Here is an 18967-nt window from a genome sequence, read left to right on the forward strand (position 1 = left end):
GAGTGTTTCCATAGTCAGGATGATTAAGCGGAGGAGTGTGATTGAAGAATGGCGGGAATCGTAATTAAGCATTTATACAAAAGATATGGAAAAGATAAGCACGCAGTCGTAAAGGATTTTCATCTGGATATTAAAGACAAGGAATTTCTTGTTTTTGTAGGCCCCTCAGGCTGCGGCAAGTCGACCACCCTGCGCATGATAGCAGGGCTCGAGGATGTAAGCGAAGGGGAGATTTATATCGGAGACACGCTGGTGAATAACCTGCCCCCGAAAGATCGGGATATTGCAATGGTGTTTCAGAACTATGCGTTATACCCGAATCTGAACGTGTACGAGAATATTGCATTCGGGCTGCGGCTGCGCAAGTTGCCCAAACATGAAATTGATTTGGCTGTAAAACGAGCAGCTCGAGTATTGGAAATTGAGCCATATTTGGACCGGAAACCGAAGCATTTGTCCGGGGGACAACGCCAACGCGTAGCGCTCGGGAGGGCCATTGTGCGCAATCCGAAGGTGTTCCTGATGGATGAGCCGCTGTCCAATCTGGATGCGAAGCTGCGTGTCCAAATGCGCATGGAAATCATCAAGCTTCATAAATCGCTTGGAGTTACGTTCATCTATGTGACTCATGATCAGGTGGAAGCGATGACGATGGGCGACCGTATTGTCGTGATGAAGGACGGGGTTATTCAACAGGTGGATACACCTGAAGCCATTTATCGCTTTCCTAGCAATACATTTGTGGCCAGTTTTATCGGCTCTCCGCAGATGAATTTCCTGCAGGGCCGCATTGTGGAAAATATGCCGGGGAAGCTTGAATTCTCCACGTCGCGTTTTTCATTGGAAATTCCTCACGATATTGGCAGTGTGCTGGCTAAGAACAAACAAATCAACCGGACAGTGACGCTGGGTCTTCGTCCGGAACATATAAACCTGGAAGGGTTGTACTCAGATGCGATCCTTACTGGCGTTTATAAGCTCAGCGAATTAATGGGAGCCGACCGCTTTCTCCATCTCGATATCGGGCAGAGCAAGCTGCTGGTTGTACGGGTCAACCCTAATTTTCAATATCAGGAGGATGAGAAAGTCCGGCTCGCTCCTGACATGACGAAAGCTATCTTTTTCCATACGGACACCGGGGTCAGGTTCACTGAGTAAGTGCAAGTCTTCGGGAAGGGTGTGACAACAGTGTTGTTAGTTCCATTCAACAAATATATAAAAAAACGTTTCGTGTTGATCCTCTTGACGACAGTGGTGCTCGGCCTGGATCCTCAGACCGGTTGGGGAACAGTTCTGCAAGCCCATGCCGAAGGAGCTAAGCCTCCACCGCAATCGGCCCCGGCTGTGCGAGAGCGAACAGGTCCTACGGATGCGGAGCCCTATTATGCAGACATCCTGGAAGATTGGCAGCAACGGGGAATGAAGGATACTGCTTCGGAAATCAGCATTCAGGCCTCATCCCCGTCGGCGTATTCCAAAGGAGGGTTGTTCTCTTCGGGGAGCTTCGAGGGCAAACCGAATGTGCTGCAGTGGAAGGGAACCGGGGCCAACTGGGTGGAATACCAGTTTCAGGTGCTGACGGAAGGTTTGTATGAAATACAGGCCACTTACTGCCCGCTTGCAGGAAACGGCGTAGGGAACGCCATTGTTTGGGATGTGATGCTGGACAGCCAACACCCCTTTCGCGAGGCTTCTTCCATTACTTTGTACCGGAAATGGAAGGATTCACGTCCTATCTTGAAAAACGACGACGGGGATGAAGTCCGTCCACGTTCAATCGAGGTTTCAGATTGGGCTACAAGCCCGCTGATTGATTCGGAAGGGGCTTATGCGGAGCCTTTAAAGTGGTATTTATCGAAAGGGACGCACACAATCCGGTTAAGCGGAGGTGAACCCGTTGCTCTGGAGGAACTCAGGTTGACCGCTCCACAAGTCACTCGTACGTATGCCGAGGTCTCCTCGCGCTATCCTAAGAGTAATCCCGTGCAGGCCAGAGCTCTGATCTTGCAGGCTGAAGATCTGGATTATAAAAACGATACCTCGATCAAGCTGTTTTCCGATACGGATCCTCGCACGGTTCCGCTGGCGAAAGGCCGCATCACTTACAATACGGTAGGCGGCAGGAGATGGGTTTATCAGAATCAGGAGATTTCCTGGAGCTTTGAGGTACCTGAGACAGGGAAATATAAGCTTGGACTCAGGACGCTGCAGAACCAGTTTGCCCAGAAATCATCCTTCAGGAATATAAAGCTGGATGGAAAGGTTCCTTTCCGGGAGTGGTTAGCCTATCGCTTTCCGTATGACTCGGATTGGAAGGGGACTCCGGTAGAGACACCGGATAAGAAGCCTTATGAGCTGTATTTGGAAAAAGGCAAGCATACGGTGTCCTTAGCGGTTACCCATGCACCTCTTAAGCCGATTTTGCTTGGTATTGATGAAGTGTCCCTTAAGCTGCGTTCCGTTGAACACGACTTACGGTCGCTTACAGGAGGTTTGGTGGATCGGAACAGGACTTGGAAGGTAAGCGAGGAACTCCCGGATCTGGAGGAAAGATTAACTCAGGTGGCAGCACGATTGGCCGAGTTATCAAAGCAGCTTCAGCAGGTGAATGGCGGCAAAGACAGCAGCAGTCAGGGACTTGGTACATCCTCACAGGATATCACTAAGTTATTGGAAAAGCTTGACGATATTCCCTACTATTCTGATCAGATTAATTTAATAATCGATAAAATAAGCAATTTTATCGAAACGCTGCTGCAGCAGTCTTTGCAGTTGGATGAATTATATATCGCTCCCGTGGAGCAGCCTTTTCCGAAAACGGAAGCTTCCTGGTTGTCAGAGATTGTGGGCACGGTTACGAATTTTTTCTATTCCTTCCAGACGCGGGACAATTTAAGTAAATTGGATGACCGAGTCCTTAACGTATGGGTACAGAGAGGTCGGGATTATGTAGACCAATTGCAGCAGCTGGCGGACGAGGCGTTCACCCCGGAGTCGGGGATTAAGGTGAAGGTGAACCTGCTGCCGACCTCCCAATTGCTTGTCATGTCCAATGCTGCGGGCATTCAACCGGATATTGCGCTCGGATTGACGCAGGATTTGCCTGTTGATTATGCAATTCGGGGCAGCGTAGTGGAGCTGTCGAAGTTTCCTGATTTTCAGGAAGTGTATGCAAGGTTCAGCCCTGGTTCGTGGCTGCCGTTGTATTATAACAAAGGCTATTATGCGATTCCGGAAACGCAATCGTTTCAGGTGCTTTTTTATAGAAAAGACATCATGAAGCAGCTGAATCTGGAAGTTCCGCAAACATGGGATGATGTGTATGCACTGCTTCCGACGCTGCAGCAAAATTCGCTAAATTTTTATTCAAATTATAAGGATTATACCCCGTTCTTCTATCAGAACCATGCGGAATTTTTCGAATACAACGGGCTGAGCACATCTTTGAATACGCCGCAAGGCTTCAAATCGTTTAAGCAGTGGACCGATCTGTTTAACATTTACGCGGTGGAGAAGGAAGTACCGAGCTTCTACCAGCATTTCCGAAGAGGCACGATGCCCATCGGCGTTTCAGACTACAACATGTACGTCCAGCTGTCCGCAGCGGCCCCCGAACTAAACGGTCGTTGGGGTATAGCCGAAATTCCGGGGGTAAAACAGCCGGACGGAACGATCGAGAGGTGGGCCGGAGGCGGACAGCGGACGGGAGTCATATTCGAGAAATCCAAGAAGAAAGATCAAGCCTGGAAGTTCTTGAAATGGTGGAATTCAGCCGAGGTTCAGGCCAGATACGGCAACGATATCGAAGCGGTGAACGGTGTCGCGTTCCGTTGGAACACTTCCGTCGCCGAAGCGTTTGTCAAGCTTCCGTGGAAGCAGGAGGATGCCAATGTCATTCTGAAGCAGTGGCGCTGGTATAAGGACGTTCCGAACCTTCCCGGGGGTTATTTTCTGGAGAGGGAAATCAAGAACGCATGGCTTAGAACGGTTGTGGATGGAACGAACTCCCGTTCCTCTCTGGAAACAGCGGTGATGGATATTGATAGAGAGCTTAAACGCAAGCAGCAGGAGTTCGGATTTGTGGATCAGGACGGGCGAACCGCTCGAACTTTGGATTTGCCGGTTGTGAATAAACCGTGGGAAGGAGTTGACGCTTATGTTAAGTAAACTGTCCAACACCAATGTGGCAGTCCGCACTGCTACGAAAGAAGTGATAGTCAAAACTGAGCAAACCCGGCTCAGAAGCGTGCTTTCGGACATATGGGCGTATCGCCTTTCCTATTTGTTCATTGCTCCTTTCATGCTTTGCTTTATCGCATTTATTCTGGTGCCGGTGCTTGCCGCCATAGGATTGAGCTTTACTTATTTTAATGCCATTCATGCTCCTCGCTTTATTGGCTGGCAAAACTTTCAGTATCTGATTTCACAGGATTTGCTGTTTCTAAAGTATGCGCTGCCGAATACGTTCAAGTTCGCGTTGCTGGTTGGCCCCGGGGGGTACATCGCCGCTTTTATTTTGGCATGGCTCATTACCCAGCTGCCGAATGCGCTGCGCAGATGGTTTGCCCTCGCCATGTATACGCCGAGCCTGACGATAGGAATCGCCATGTCCATTGTCTGGCTTCCTATGCTGACTGGCGACCGGATAGGTTATTTGAACAGCACTCTCCTGCAGTTGGGCATTATTGATGTGCCCAAACTGTGGGTGACCGACAAAGATTACTTAATGAATTCGATGATCGTAGTGACGTTGTGGTCAAGTATGGGAGTCGGCTTTCTAGCGATGCTTGCGGGTATTCTAAATGTAAACAAGGAGCTTTACGAAGCGGGAAGGTTGGACGGGATCGGCAGCAGGCTCCAGGAGATATGGCACATCACCATTCCGTCGATGAAACCGCAGATGCTGTTCGGAGCGGTAATGGCCATCGTTTCCACCTTTAAGGCAGGAGCTATTGGCGAGGAATTATCCGGAATGAACCCGACGCCTGAATATGCTGGTCATTTGATTATCAATCATATTGACGATTATGGGTTTATCCGATTTGAGATGGGTTACGCTTCCGCAATTTCCGTTTTTCTGCTCGTGCTGATGTATGTGTGCAACAAATTAAGCTGGAGTCTGTTCGGTTCCAAGGAGGATGAGAAATGAAACGAATAGTGCTTCCCTGGAAACCGGCCGTTTTCTGGAGACGTAGACCCCGGCTTAAGAAGATAGACGGCTTTCAGATCGGGTTAATTATAGGGTTGACGATCCTGGCGGCATTCATGCTTCTGCCGATTGTTTATATTATCAACCATGCGCTGAAGCCATACCATGAGCTGTTCGTGTATCCTCCGAATTTTATCGTTAGAGAGCCTACACTCCAAAATTTCGTTGAACTTATGGTGGTGGCCTCCAATTTGACGGTTCCGCTCTCCCGATATTTGTTCAACAGTATTCTCATATCTTTTATTTCGGTCATAGGAGTTACTTTGATCAGCGCCATGTGCGCCTATCCGATCTCCAAGCATAAATTCCCGGGACATCGCTTCACATTCTCGCTGATTATTCTGACGCTTATGTTCGCTCCCGAGGTTATGCAAATACCTCGATATCTAGTTGTGAGTCATCTGGGAATTATGAATACATATTGGGGACATATCCTACCTATTCTCGCGATGCCGGTGGGTGTCTTTCTGCTCAAACAATTTATCGACCAGCTGCCGAACGAGCTTCTGGAAGCGGCAAGAATTGATGGGGCAGGGGAAGTCCAGATTTTCCTGCGGATGGTCATTCCGGTGTGCATGCCAGCTGTGGCTACCGTTGCGATTCTGACCTTTCAAGGCTCATGGGGAAATGTGGAGACCTCGTCATTATTTATGCAGGACGATGAGATGAAAAATTTCCCGTTCTTCTTAACCACCTTGACGAACAATCAAACGAATATTGTCGCCCGTCAAGGTGCCGCAGCCGCAGCCGCTTTAATTATGTTTGTTCCGAATCTAATTATTTTCCTTTTTTTGCAGGGAAAGGTTATTGCCACCATGGCTCATTCGGGAATCAAATAATGGGGGTTGCCGAGCAGATCTTGCGAAAACTTGAAGGAGGACCACGCTGTGCGGCCGAATCTGAAAAAACAGCTTCTTATCATCGCCCTAGCTCTTCTTATTTGGCCCGTCTTGTGCGGACCGGAGGGGGCATACGCCTACACGCCTTACAGCACTAATTATAAGGATGGTTACGGGCAGTTGGTTTGGACCCAGTCAGCTTACAACCCTGTGGGAGCATTAGGGCGTGAAATTTATATTCCCGATCCTAAGAAGCCCGGCCAACGCATCTACTCGCCGTTAAAACAACCGCAGGATCTGTTCATCGACAGCAAGGATGAGCTGTATATTGCAGACACCGGTAATAACAGGATTATTCATTTGAATGAAGAAGGGGAACTACTACGTATTTTGGACCTGAAGGAAAATCCTCTCAACAAGCCGCAGGGTGTGTTCGTAGATAGGAACGGGGATATTTATATTGCGGATACCGGTAATAAAAGAGTTGTTCGTCTGGATAAGGATGGTAAACTGCTGCGGGAATTCAAACGTCCAGAATCAAAGTTTCTTCCGGCTTCCTTTAAATACGATCCTGTAAAACTCATTGTCGATAAGCGGGGATTTCTGTATATTGCCATTCTCGGAGGTTATCAAGGGCTGCTGGAGATTGATCCGCAGGGGCAATTTCAAGGATTTTTTGGAGCAAACGTTACGAGCTTTTCCATTATCGATATGTTTAAAAGATTCATGTACACACGGGAAATGTATCAGAAGGAAATTAGTAAGCTTCCCGGCGCGATAGCCAGTGTTACGACGGATCAAGACGGACTGATCTATACCGTGTCCAGCGATGCAAAAACCGGACAAATCAAAAAGCTGAATATTGCAGGGTTGGATCAGCTGGCCCATAAAGGCGAATTTACGAAGCCAGGGGAAAAAACCTCCTTTGGCGAATTGGCTTTCAGCAATTACGATCATTCGATACCAACTTTGACAGATTTGACGGTAGACAGCGACGGGAATATCACAGCTATCGACTCCAAACGTAAAGTGGTCAACCAGTACGACAGCAACGGCAATTTGTTGTTTTTTTGGTGGGGGGACGACGGTGCGGTGACCACGAAGCTTGGTTTGGTCAAAACGCCTACAGCTATAGCTAATAATTCGAGGAATGAGCTGTTTATTTTGGATGGCGAAAACAATCTGGTGCAAGCTTTCCGGCTTTCTGAATTTGGTGCGCTTGTCCATAGAGCCAATCATTTGACGCAAGACGGAAAATACGAGGAGAGCGAGGCCCCGTGGGCAGAAGTAAACCGTTTGAACGCCTATTATACACCGGCTATTGCTGGACTCGCTAAAGCCGCCTATAAAAAAGGGGAATATGAAAAAGCACAAATGCTGTTTCTGGAAGCAGGTCATGCTCAAGGCTATTCCGATTCCTTCTGGCAAAACCGGCTGGTCTGGTTTCAGCGGCATTTCGGGTGGCTGATGAATATTGTTTTAGCGGGCCTAGCCGTTTTGTTTATAGCGAAAAAATGGAGCGGAAGATCAGGATGGGGCCGTATATATCGCAGCAGGCGGTCAGGCGAGCACCGGCTTGTCGGGCAGCTGAAGATAGCTTTTACTATTTTGAAGCATCCATTGGAAGGATTTGGATCCCTGCGGTATGAACAAAAAGGCAGCCTGTTAAGCAGTGCGATTATCTTCATCCTGGCTCTAGCTTCTTATTGCGTGATGAGGGCGGGAATTAGCTTTATCTTTAACCCGGATGTCATCCTTGAAGTCAATCTACTGATCGTAGTCATTCAATTTCTGGTTATTTGGTTGGGCTGGGTCGTCTCTAATTACTTAATCAGTACGATCTACCGTGGTGAAGGAAGATTCCGCGATGTGGTGTACGGCAGCTCTTACGCCCTGTTTCCTCTAGTGCTGCTGGGCTTGCCGATAACTGTTATATCCAATGTCATGACCTTAAGCGAGGGCTCCATCTTCAGCTTTCTCTATTTTGGCCTGTTTGCATGGATCGGGCTACTGCTGTTCTGGAAGGTTCAAAGTTTGCAAAATTACACAGTGGGGGAAACAGCTATTAATGTAGCCTTATCCTTATTTACGATGACGGTTTGCGGAGTATTGGTCTTCATTACAATCGGACTGACAAAGGAATTGACGGATTTCTTCTACTCCGTATTCCAGGAGGTAACGATCCGATGATCCGAAAGCGTATGATATATCCGGCTGCAGCAGCGATAGTTCTGCTTGTGGCTTTGGCAGTATGGCTGATTCGACCTCATGCTTCGTTGTCTGCCGCCGATGCGAAAACGCCCGTTGCCGGAGCATTGACCCCGAGTACAGGAGCACCGCCCCAGCTGGCCCTTCCCAATGAAGCGGACTTCCGGGTCATTGCCGAATCATCCAGCCTAAAGCTGTGGGTGAACGATAAGACGGGACATTTCAAGGTCGAACATAAGCAAAACGGCCAAGTCTGGCGATCATATCCAGACCCGGAGCAGTGGGCTCAAGAAACAATTACTGGCAACTGGAGAAACAATCTGCTCTCGCCCATCATGGTGGAATATATCGATGCGTCGAATTCCAAATCTCAAGCCAAAACGATAAGTTGGCTGGAGGATAAAGGCGTTCTGGAGGGCTTTCAAGCGACAGCAGACGGGTTTAAGGCGACTTATTCTTTTACGGGAACGCAGTTTAAAATTCCGGTGCAACTCCGCTTGCAAGAGGATTACGTTGAAACGGTTATTTATGACCCTGGCATTCAGGAAGGCAAGCTGAGCCTCTTAAATATCAAGCTATTTCCGCTGTTTGGTGCGAGAGCGTATAAGGAGAACGAAGAAGGTTATATGCTGGTCCCGGACGGCCCCGGAGCGCTAATCCGGTTCAAGCCCAACCTGACCAATGACAAATCGTTTTATCGGGCTAATGTGTACGGTGCGGACACGGCTTTCTTCAATGAGCGTACGGACCGCAATCCGCTGCGGCTTCCGGTATTCGGCTTAAAGTCGGGTACACAGGCTTTTGTCGGTGTGATGACTGCGGGAGAGGAATACGCCAAGCTGTTTGCAGCGCCAGGCGGTGCATTCGGGCAGTACAATTGGGTCACGCCGGAATGGCAATACCGTACCAAATATTTTCAAAGTACCAGCAAAAAGACAGAAACCGGTTTTTTCACCTACAGCAAAGAAAGATTTAATGTTCCGGAGCGTAAAACCCGCTATTATCTGCTAGATCCCGGTAAAAACGATTATGTAGCGATGGCGGACAAATACCGGACCTATCTAACCAAAGAAAAAGGCATGAAACCGCTGCAGCCCAAAAGCAGCGAGGTACCTTTCTACTTGGATATTGTCGGGGCGGATATTAAGAAGGGACTGGTGTGGGACAAATATTTGCAAGGGACGACGACCACTGAGGCTAAAGGGATTGTCGATAATCTTCTGACACGCGGTATCAAAAATGTAACGGTTCAATATGCGGGCTGGCAGGATGGTGGCTATAGCTCGTACGGCGGTCTGTTTCCAGTTGACTCCAGACTTGGCGGAAATGAAGGAATGAAGCAGTTTATCGATTATGCCCATTCGGAGAATATCCCCGTGTATTTGACGGCGAATTACACCTTGAACAATACGGGGAGCGATGGTTTCTGGCCGATCTTTGACGGTATGAGGGATCTTTCGGGTACCGTGCTGGAGTTCGAAAATCAGACCAACCGGGAGATGACGACCTTGGTCAGTCCGAGGTTCAGCGTCGAAACCGTAACGAAGGATTTGAAAGCTTATAAGGCACTTGGCGCGGATGGTATTTATTTCAATGAAGGAATAGGGCAATTCTTGAACAGTGATTATAACACCCGCTATTTAGCGGGCCGCAGCGAAGTGCTGAACAGCCAGAGAGAGCTGCTGCAGAAGACAAGGGAAACGCTCGGAGGTGTGAGTGTGGAGAATGCCAATGCTTACGCCATCGATGAAGTTAGGCATATTCACCGGTTGCCGGACACGTACTCATACGATATTTTTGTAGATGATCAGATTCCGTTTACACAAATAGCTCTCCATGGTTTGATTACGTATTCCTCGGAATGGTCCAACCTGCGAGAGCAGTACCGGAACGAGTTTCTCCGGAGTATCGAATTCGGCTCTTATCCCTCTTATATCTTTACAGCTTCTGATTCGGGAAGTATGAAAGGGGCGTATTCCATTTGGTATTACAGTATGAATTACCGCTCCTGGCTCGACAAAGCGGTCGAGGAATATAAACGCTTCAATGAAGCGCTTGGCGATGTTCAGGCTCAGTTTATTACGGAACACCGGACGTTAGCGCCGCAGGTGAGAGAAACCGTATATGAAGGCGGAAAGACAATCATCGTGAATTATAATGAGCAGGAATATTCGGATGGACGGATTCGCGTTCCGGCGCAGGATTTCATTGTGCTGAAGGGAGGTTTGAAGATGTGAGCAGATGGAGGCTGCAGGCGTCCACTTTACGGAAATGGGAAGGGACCCTTTTTATATCGCCGTGGATCTTCGGTTTTTTCGCCTTTGTCGCATTTCCCCTGGGCTTTTCCTTGTACATGAGTTTTCATAGAGTAAAAGTCACGGTGTCGGGGATTGAAACGATTCCCAACGGAGTGGAATATTATCGCGAGATTTTATTCGCTGACGGAGGATTGCTGTACGATAGCTTGATTCCGTTCCTCCGCGAGGCGATTGTCATGATCCCTATCATCCTGATTTTTTCCTTAATAGTAGCGATTTTGTTGAACCAGCGTTTTTGGGGGAGGACGTTGTTCCGGGTTATCTTTTTCCTGCCGGTCATCTTCTCTTCTGGGCAAATTATTATGGAGTTTATTTCACAAGGCGAAGGCCAGCTTGCCTTCGTAGAATCACTTAGAATCAATTATTTCATCATGGAATATGTGCCAGCCTCATGGGCGGAGCCGATTAATCATGTAATCAGCTCCTTCGTGCTCGTGTTGTGGTATTCGGGGGTGCAGATTCTTATTTTCCTGGCAGGACGGCAGACGATTTCTTCGTCCGTTTATGAGGCGGCGCGGATCGACGGAGCCGATCCTTGGAATACGTTCTGGAAAATTACGCTGCCCGGACTGGTCCCCTTTATTTTTCTAAATATGATCTTTACGGTTATCGACTTATTCACATTTCCGACGAATCCCATCATCAGCAAAGTTACTACGGCCAATTACGGGCTTTCCAGCGCGCTGGCATGGATTTATTTCGTTATTGTTTTGGCCTTTATCGGTGTTGTTCTGTTGGTGTTCAGCCGGGTGGATAAAGCGTTTGGACCAAAGAGATAACCAGAGTGAAACTTATAGGAGGTTGACACCATGGAGCGTATGATCCGGCTAATAAGGAGGCGCCTCACCTTGAACGGGGATACCGTCAGAGAATGGCTTGTATCAGGGAAATATTTCCTCATTGGCAAGGAAGCGGATAAAGGGTTTCTGTTCCGGCTGTTTCTGTACATTATCCTTATCGATACAGCCTTTATTTATTTGAAGCCTATCTTATATATGGTGGGCACTATGGTCAAAGACGCGACGAACATGCTCGACCCATCAGTGATCTGGGTTCCTCGTTCAATCTTTACTGGTCACCTAGAGGAAGCGTTCAAGCTGCTGCAGTACCAGACCAGTTTTTTTTACTCGGTGTCAATTTCCTTGACTGTAGCGGTGCTGCAGATTATATCCTGTGCTATCGCGGGATACGCTTTTGCCAGGCTGGAGTTTCCATTCAAAAGGCTATGGTTTGTAGCGCTTGTGTTTACCTTCATCCTTCCTCCCCAGTTGACGATACTTCCGTCGATCTTGATGTTTAAGCAGATCGGTTGGGCGAACACCGTTCTGCCCATGATTGTGCCGGCGCTTTTCGGCCATGGACTGAAAGGCGCGCTGTTCGTTATCATTTTCAAACAATTTTTTTCGACACTGCCCAAAGAGTTGGAGGAGGCTGCAAGAATGGACGGAGCGAACGCGTTTCGCTTCTTCTTCAAAGTTATGCTGCCTATATCCAAATCGGCCATTATCGTCGTCTTTTTGTTTTCTTTTGTATGGAATTGGAACGACTTCTATTTACCTTCGATGTATATGTCGGGTTCCAAGGACGTTCCGTTATCAATTAGTCTGGCGAAGCTGGCCACTTCGTTAAGCGCGGAAGCCGCTCAAGGAGGAACGAGCATCTTTGCGGAACCTATCAAGATGGCGGCGTCCTTCCTGATTATTACTCCGGTGCTGATTGTTTACGCGATTGCGCAGCGGTGGTTTGTTGAAGGGATTGAGCGCACGGGACTGGTGGAATAATGTGAACCCTAATAAATATGATAGGTGGTATATCATTCAAGTGAAAAACATTTGGCCTTCCTTACTTGTACTTAGCGTTCTGCTGCTTCCGGCTTGCTCCAACGGACTAGGAGAGTCAACGACAGCCTCTACGCCGGATTCCGGCGCGAGTGATAAGACTTCAGCTCCTGCCGAGCTCAAGCCGGTCAAGCTGACCTTCTATAACAGCAGCGGCACCTTTACGAATACTGAATTTAAAACATTTATCGCCGACCCTGTCCATAAGAAATATCCTCATATCACGATTGAGAGATTGGAGCCGCCTACCGGAACGACACCCGAAGATTTCTTCTCCTCCGGTCAAACACCGGATATTATCTACTCCAGCTCCAGCTCGCACCGAAAAATCATTAGCTTGGGTGTTCTTCTGGATTTAAATGAATACGTCAAAAAATATAATTTCGATTTAAGCCGCATTAAGCCAAGTATGCTTAGCTACGCGAAAGAACTGTCGGATAAAGGCGAGCTCTTGGAGCTTCCCTTCAATTCCAACCAGCATATCTTATACTACAACAAAGATATCTTCGATAAATTTGGAGTCCCCTACCCGTCAGATAAGCAGATGACATGGGAAGAGGCTTTGGAATTAGGCCGCAAGCTGACGAGAACCGAAAACGGCATCAACTATATCGGGATCGATGCAGAAGGGCCGATTGGAATTGCCAAAAATTTGGCTCTACCCGTCATTGATGTGAAAACAGGAAAATCGCTTTTAAGCTCCCCGGAATGGCTTCGCGTATTCAACATTGCCAAACAAAATTATGATATCCCGGGCTACCTTGGAAAAGACAATAAATATGTGTATGGTCGCGATGAGTTTATGAAGGACAGGAATTTGGCAATGCGTCCTACTTGGCTGGCCAACATGGTAGGCCCATTGGAGGAGCTCCGTCAGCAGGGGCTGGAGGTCAACTGGGATATTGCGCCAGTCCCGACCTTTAGCGATCAGTTGGGCAAAGCTAGAGAAGCGCAAAATCATACACTCTCCGTGTTTACGAAGAGTACTCACAAGGATGAGGCATTTCAGGCGATCGCACACATCCTGTCGGATGAAGTGCAGCGGATTTTATCCCGCAATGGCAGGGTGCCCTCCATCATCAACCCTGAGCTGGAGAAGGAGTATGGTGCGGATCTTCCTGTCCTGAAAGGAAAGAAGGTACAAAATGTGTTTGCCGCACAACCTCTCCAGGAGCATACCTCTCATCAATTTGAGCTGGATATCAATAAATTTGTTACCGATGCCGCAAAAAGCATAGCTACAGGCACAGACGTTAATACAGCGGTCCGGAAAGCCTCCGAGAGCATCGATAAAGAAGTGGAAAGGCTGCAGAAGAACAACAAATAATACGGAAAAGGCGGGAGCTGTAAGTCGAAGAGGTCACTTGATCAAAGTGGACCATGCGTACCGCTGTACAGGATGGGAACGAAGCTGAAAGAAGCCGTATCATCACGGGATTATCCGGATGTACGGCTTTTTATTGTTGAGGGGTATCCAGCTCGAGTATTCAGCGAACGGCGGCTTTTGTGACGCTTATTCGCGGAATGATCGTGCGGCATGCTTTACCGAGACCGGCGATAAAGCCAAAGGCTGGGCCATGACTGTAGGAAGCAAGGGTGGGGATGAAGGAAGGGGACGAGGGCAAGCTTAATCCGGAATCCGGAGGCCGACCGTAGAAGGACGGCAGCGCTGCCGGGCTTCTTCATTCGATGCTCCCGCTTGTGCTCGTCAGTCAATCCGTAGAAATCTTCGCCTAGCTGAATGAGCTCTCGTCCGGTATTGCCTTCTCTGTAGTTGGCCGCTTCCCTCCGATAAATAAGCTCGGCTTCGCACGATATTGCGGGCTGAATAGACGGCTCCACTTTCCGTTTAGAGTTAATTCAGCTCAAAGCCCTGCTCAGATAAAAACTCTCGCATATGCGTTCTGTGCCGGGAATTTAAACGTCTGACCATTTCTTTGGACCAGTTGGAGTCCCTTGTTCCTCCTGCGCGGGTCAGCATAAATTCCGAGAGCGTACGGTTGTAATCTTCGATCCCTTGCGTATAGGCGTCGGTAGAATACTTTTCTTTATGATAGATGATTTCCAGAGGCAAGCGTGGGCGCTGGGTCGGTTCTTGATCCGGGTAGCCTACGCACATGCCGAATACGGGGTAAACCAGCTTGGGAAGTCCGATAACCTCGGATACTTCCTTGGGATTGTTGCGGATACCGCCGACATAGACAACGCCGAGGCCAAGCGATTCGGCGGCTATGGAAGCATTCTGTGCAGCCAGAGCCGTGTCGACGGTGGCGATAATGAAGATTTCGGTGGTAGACGGGATGTCCACCTCCTCTATGGGCGTGCAGGCGTGTTGGAGACGGAGAAGATCAGCGCACCAAATGAGGAACAAAGGGCATTCCTCGATAAACTGCTGGTCGGCCGCTAGATGCGCCAGCCTCTTCTTGGCTTCCGGATCGGTAACACCCACTACGCTGTATGCCTGCATATTGCTGGAGGTGGAGGCTTTCTGAGCGGATTCGAGAATACTTTGCAAGTGTTCATCGCTCAAGGCATCCGGTTTATATTTGCGGATAGAGCGGTGAAGCTTCAATTGTTCGATTATTGGATTCATTCTGGAACTCTCCTTTCACATATCTGAAGCAGTCCATCGCAAAGAAACCGGAAACGCAGCGCAAGGCTGGTCTCCGGTTATCCGGTAGTCGATATATAAAAACTAAACTTATTGGAATACTTAGTATTAAATTTAACATCTTCTCCTAGTGATGTCAAACCTTGTTTTAGGGTTATCAACAGCAACCGCCGTTGGAAAATAACGGGTTTAGATAACGATAATTCGGGGAATGCCGACAAAAAGGATTTTGTAGGTTGGTCTGGTATTGCTTCGACGTTATGTCTTCTGGAGCATGCGATTATGAAGCTTTGGGTTGTTAGAACCAAGTATCGATAAGCATGTGGTTTGGTATGTTGAGGGTACTTCACTGGTTATGATAAGATTATAAGATAACAAGAGAGAAATTGAGGTGAGAAGCTTGGACAGACTTTATGATATGTTACACTTTAACTCGGAGTTCGTAGAGAAGAAGGAATTTGAAAAATATAAATCATCTAGATACAAAGATAAAAAGATGGTTGTTATAACTTGTATGGACTCAAGACTTACCGAGCTCCTTCCCCGAGCATTAAATATAAAGGATGGAAATTCCAAAATCATTAAAGATGCTGGAGCGATTGTTTTGCATCCATTTGGCAGCGTTATGCGTAGCGTAATTGTCGCTGTGTATGAATTAAATGCCGATGAAGTGTTTGTGGTCGGACATCATGATTGTGGGATGAGCTGTATTGACCCCGGGGAAACGATTAATAAAATGAAGGAGAACGGCATATCTTCCGAAATTATCGACACCCTCGAAAGTTCCGGAATCAACTTGCAACGGTGGCTACACGGTTTCGACAGTGTTGAAGATTCCGTCAAAGGAAGCGTGCAAACGGTCAAAAACCATCCCCTTCTGCCAAAAGCCATTCCCGTTCATGGCCTTGTAATCGATCCGGAAACAGGAAAGTTAGATTTAATAGTTGACGGTTATAAACATAAGGAATCGTAGGGAAATCGAATTGAATGAAGCCTATATGGATCACGAAACGAAATTCTGGCGAGAAACGACTGTTTAATTCCAAAGAGCCGCTAAGAAGCAGCTCTTTCTTTTTTATGTTCGATGTCAAAAAATTGTAACATGGTTTTTTCGCACAGTTATGCAGACTTGCTTACTCGGATATTTTTTACAATCATAAAATGGAGCAATGGTTTTGAAATATTGGGACATCTCTATTGAACCGGGAAATATCCAGATGGTAAAAACAGTAATAATTAATCCGATCGGAAAAACAATCGATCTATAACTAGGTAAATTAATCAATTGAGCAAAACCAAGAACTAGGGAGTAATAACAAACGGAGATTTTAAGAAAAGCCCCCATAACCCAAATGGCCATTAAAATCGATTCTACATGTTCAATGAATTCTGCAATATGAATATATCTTACTGCATTCATAACGGGAAACGAAAATGAACCTGTTATTCCTCCAAATCTTCGATTTTGCGGAAGCTTTTCATATGAAGTATCCAAAGGAATGGGAAGAGATAAAAGATCAATGGGATGAAAAATTCCCCGAGATTGACGTAAGTATTGCTATTACTACTAAAATACATAGGCCTGGAATGATTACAACTAGTGTAAATAGGCCGAAAGAAAAGGTGAAGAAAGAATGATATGGCTATTGGTCAGATTCTTGAAAAATAAGAAAAGGCCGAGGTTTCAAAAACATCGAGTGTCAATTTATCTTGTAGAAATATAAATAATAATATCTGTAAAATTATGGTCATGAAATCTAGTTCTTGTCATCCGGACTTCCTACGAATCTTGACATTAGATACTACAATCTAAGGTGACATAGTTATTTTCGCAAAAATGAAATAAGTAATAAATGTATATAACTAAAATATACGGGTCTGTTCCTGAAAGATATCGCTTATAATCAAAGCATGAACGAATAAAGGGGGCAATTTACATGGGAAATTTAACGAAATACACTACCGTACCAACATATAAGGGAGGAACACTTACTTAAGTTGTAAACGGTGTACACCTTATATGTGTTAATTAAATAACACGAAAAAGGGGTAAGACCATGCGTTTTCCAGTGAAAAAGTTTTTGTCTTATTACAAACCGTATCTATCGTTGTTTCTTAGTGTATTGGCCTGTTCCTTTATCGTTTCTGCTGCGACATTGGTGTTTCCGTTGCTGGTTCAGCATATTACGAAAGATGTTTTGAAGGGAGACATGTCCGCAGCGCTTGGCAGCGTGTATAGAATTGGCGGGCTGATGATTGTCTTAGTCGCGGTCCAGAATATCGGAAATTACTTTGTTGACTACAAAGGTCATGAAGTTGGAGCTCGTATGGAAAGAGATTTGCGCAGCGAGTTGTTTGCGCACATGCAGACTTTTTCCTTTGGTTTTTACGATAAGGAAAAGACAGGTCGGCTCATGTCTCGAATAACGAATGACTTGCTGTTGCTTTCTGAGCTATACCATCACGGGCCAGAAGACTACGTCAAATATTTTGTCCGCTTTATTGGAGCATTTTTCATTTTGTTCTCGATTAACGCAAACTTAACTATTGCCATATTCTGTTTCATTCCGATCTTAGGTGCCTTTTCATTGTATTTCAATAAGAAATTGAACAATGCATTAAGAAATAACAAAGAACGAATCGGAGACGTAAACGCTCAAGTAGAGGATAGTCTATCGGGAATCCGTGTAGTCAAAGCATTCGCAAACGAGCATATCGAAATCGAGAAGTTTGACCGGACAAATAATCATTTCCTCGATAGCCGAAAGAAAACATACAAGGCTGAAGCGTATTTTTACAATGCAGTCGAAACGATCATCCAGCTGATTACGATAACGGTGATCATCTTTGGAAGTGCCAGTATGGCCCGCGATACACTCCATTTAGCGGATTTGATAACTTTCTTACTATATATCAGCTTTATGATTGAACCCATTCAACGACTGACGCATATGAGCGCTCAGTTGCAAGAAGGAATAACGGGTTTCCAGCGTTTTATGGAAATCATGAATGTGAATCCGACGATTGAAAACAAACCGAATGCCTTGATCCCTCCAGAGGTACATGGAGAAATTGAGTTTAAACAGGTTTCTTTTCGTTATGATGCCCATTTGAACCATGTATTGGTAAATGTGTCGCTTCGTGTGCAATCAGGAGAGTATGTTGCTTTAGTGGGGCCGTCTGGTGGTGGGAAAACTACATTATGCTCACTCATCCCTCGCTTTTATGATGTAACCAATGGGGACGTATTACTAGATGGGATCAGCGTCCGGGATCTCGATCTGAGGACATTAAGAAATAACATCGGGTTCGTACAGCAAGATATCTACCTTTTCGCGGGAACGGTAATGGAAAATATTCGCTACGGAAATCCAGCCGCGAGCGAAGAAGCAATTATCGAGGCCGCCAAACGCGCGAATGCCCATAGCTTTATCATGAACTTGTCGAATGGCTACCACACTGAGATCGGGCAACGAGGTGTCAAACTGTCTGGTGGTCAAAAGCAGCGGCTTAGTATCGCTCGCGTATTCTTAAAGAACCCACCCGTTCTCATTTTAGATGAGGCAACGAGCGCACTTGATAACGAAAGTGAGAGCATTGTCAAGGAATCACTTGAATCATTAGCAAAAGGGCGTACAACGATCGTAATTGCCCATCGACTTTCCACGATTCGCAATGCGGAACGGATTATCGTATTAACTGAAGACGGTATTGTGGAACAAGGTACGCACGAAGCGTTGCTGGCACGCGAAGGCGTGTATGCACAACTGTATTCCAAGCAGTTTGAATTACAATTATAAGCTCACAAACCAATAATCGGATTCCCTTAACGAAAGAAGGGAACCGATTTTTTTCGCTTTCTACATGCCCAAACGTTAGTTGAATGGATACAGAGCAAGCAGTGTTGTTTTCGCTCTCGCATGGAGCCAACATAAATTATTAAA

At 46.7% G+C, this 18967-nt stretch carries 15 protein-coding genes; 12 read left to right on the top strand and 3 right to left on the bottom strand.

Annotation, left to right across the window (positions count from 1 at the left end; all coding sequences use genetic code 11):
* Positions 1 to 48 precede the first annotated feature (48 nt).
* From AC58VC_RS16865 to AC58VC_RS16905, 9 genes are read left to right on the top strand one after another with little or no spacing between them, the layout of a single operon-like run.
* Entirely contained in the window at positions 49 to 1158 is a 1110-nt protein-coding gene (locus tag AC58VC_RS16865) for an ABC transporter ATP-binding protein (RefSeq protein WP_497369916.1), read from the top strand.
* Between the two features lie 21 nt (positions 1159 to 1179).
* Positions 1180 to 4167 (top strand): extracellular solute-binding protein, encoded by a 2988-nt coding sequence (locus AC58VC_RS16870; RefSeq protein WP_497369917.1) that lies wholly within the window; start codon positions 1180 to 1182, stop codon positions 4165 to 4167.
* Complete coding sequence (locus AC58VC_RS16875; protein WP_497369918.1) at positions 4157 to 5149, top strand: carbohydrate ABC transporter permease; 993 nt, start codon at positions 4157 to 4159, stop codon at positions 5147 to 5149. The genes AC58VC_RS16870 and AC58VC_RS16875 overlap by 11 nt, the downstream gene beginning before the upstream one ends.
* Positions 5146 to 6048 (top strand): carbohydrate ABC transporter permease, encoded by a 903-nt coding sequence (locus AC58VC_RS16880; RefSeq protein ID WP_497369919.1) that lies wholly within the window; start codon positions 5146 to 5148, stop codon positions 6046 to 6048. The genes AC58VC_RS16875 and AC58VC_RS16880 overlap by 4 nt, the downstream gene beginning before the upstream one ends.
* A 48-nt stretch (positions 6049 to 6096) precedes the next feature.
* Positions 6097 to 8238 (top strand): YIP1 family protein, encoded by a 2142-nt coding sequence (locus tag AC58VC_RS16885; protein WP_497369920.1) that lies wholly within the window; start codon positions 6097 to 6099, stop codon positions 8236 to 8238.
* A complete protein-coding gene (locus AC58VC_RS16890; RefSeq protein WP_497369921.1) occupies positions 8235 to 10493 on the top strand; it encodes a DUF5696 domain-containing protein in 2259 nt (752 codons plus the stop codon). Before AC58VC_RS16885 ends, AC58VC_RS16890 begins: the two co-directional genes overlap by 4 nt.
* Positions 10490 to 11353, top strand: a complete 864-nt coding sequence (locus AC58VC_RS16895) for a carbohydrate ABC transporter permease (protein ID WP_497369922.1) — start codon at positions 10490 to 10492, stop codon at positions 11351 to 11353. The genes AC58VC_RS16890 and AC58VC_RS16895 overlap by 4 nt, the downstream gene beginning before the upstream one ends.
* A gap of 30 nt (positions 11354 to 11383) precedes the next feature.
* Complete coding sequence (locus AC58VC_RS16900) at positions 11384 to 12355, top strand: carbohydrate ABC transporter permease (protein ID WP_497369923.1); 972 nt, start codon at positions 11384 to 11386, stop codon at positions 12353 to 12355.
* A 40-nt stretch (positions 12356 to 12395) separates the two neighbouring features.
* On the top strand, positions 12396 to 13739 hold the full coding sequence (locus tag AC58VC_RS16905; protein ID WP_497369924.1) for an ABC transporter substrate-binding protein: 1344 nt from the start codon (positions 12396 to 12398) through the stop codon (positions 13737 to 13739).
* Between the two features lie 215 nt (positions 13740 to 13954).
* On the opposite strand, the gene AC58VC_RS16910 is transcribed toward AC58VC_RS16905, so the two are convergent.
* Both AC58VC_RS16910 and nfsA read right to left on the bottom strand, forming a co-directional pair.
* A complete protein-coding gene (locus AC58VC_RS16910; protein ID WP_497369925.1) occupies positions 13955 to 14254 on the bottom strand; it encodes a hypothetical protein in 300 nt (99 codons plus the stop codon).
* A 13-nt stretch (positions 14255 to 14267) separates the two neighbouring features.
* Complete coding sequence (nfsA, locus tag AC58VC_RS16915; protein ID WP_497369926.1) at positions 14268 to 15005, bottom strand: oxygen-insensitive NADPH nitroreductase; 738 nt, start codon at positions 15003 to 15005, stop codon at positions 14268 to 14270.
* Between the two features lie 418 nt (positions 15006 to 15423).
* On the opposite strand from nfsA, the gene AC58VC_RS16920 reads away from it, so the two are divergent.
* Positions 15424 to 15996, top strand: a complete 573-nt coding sequence (locus tag AC58VC_RS16920; protein ID WP_497369927.1) for a beta-class carbonic anhydrase — start codon at positions 15424 to 15426, stop codon at positions 15994 to 15996.
* Between the two features lie 114 nt (positions 15997 to 16110).
* On the opposite strand, the gene AC58VC_RS16925 is transcribed toward AC58VC_RS16920, so the two are convergent.
* On the bottom strand, positions 16111 to 16443 hold the full coding sequence (locus AC58VC_RS16925) for a GerAB/ArcD/ProY family transporter (protein ID WP_497369928.1): 333 nt from the start codon (positions 16441 to 16443) through the stop codon (positions 16111 to 16113).
* Positions 16444 to 16457: 14 nt separating this feature from the next.
* Between AC58VC_RS16925 and AC58VC_RS16930 the strand changes: the two genes are divergently transcribed.
* On the top strand, positions 16458 to 16661 hold the full coding sequence (locus AC58VC_RS16930; RefSeq protein ID WP_497369929.1) for a Ger(x)C family spore germination C-terminal domain-containing protein: 204 nt from the start codon (positions 16458 to 16460) through the stop codon (positions 16659 to 16661).
* A gap of 419 nt (positions 16662 to 17080) precedes the next feature.
* A complete protein-coding gene (locus AC58VC_RS16935) occupies positions 17081 to 18823 on the top strand; it encodes an ABC transporter ATP-binding protein (protein WP_497369930.1) in 1743 nt (580 codons plus the stop codon).
* Positions 18824 to 18967 lie beyond the last annotated feature (144 nt).

Source organism: Paenibacillus sp. J22R67, assembly GCF_059692175.1.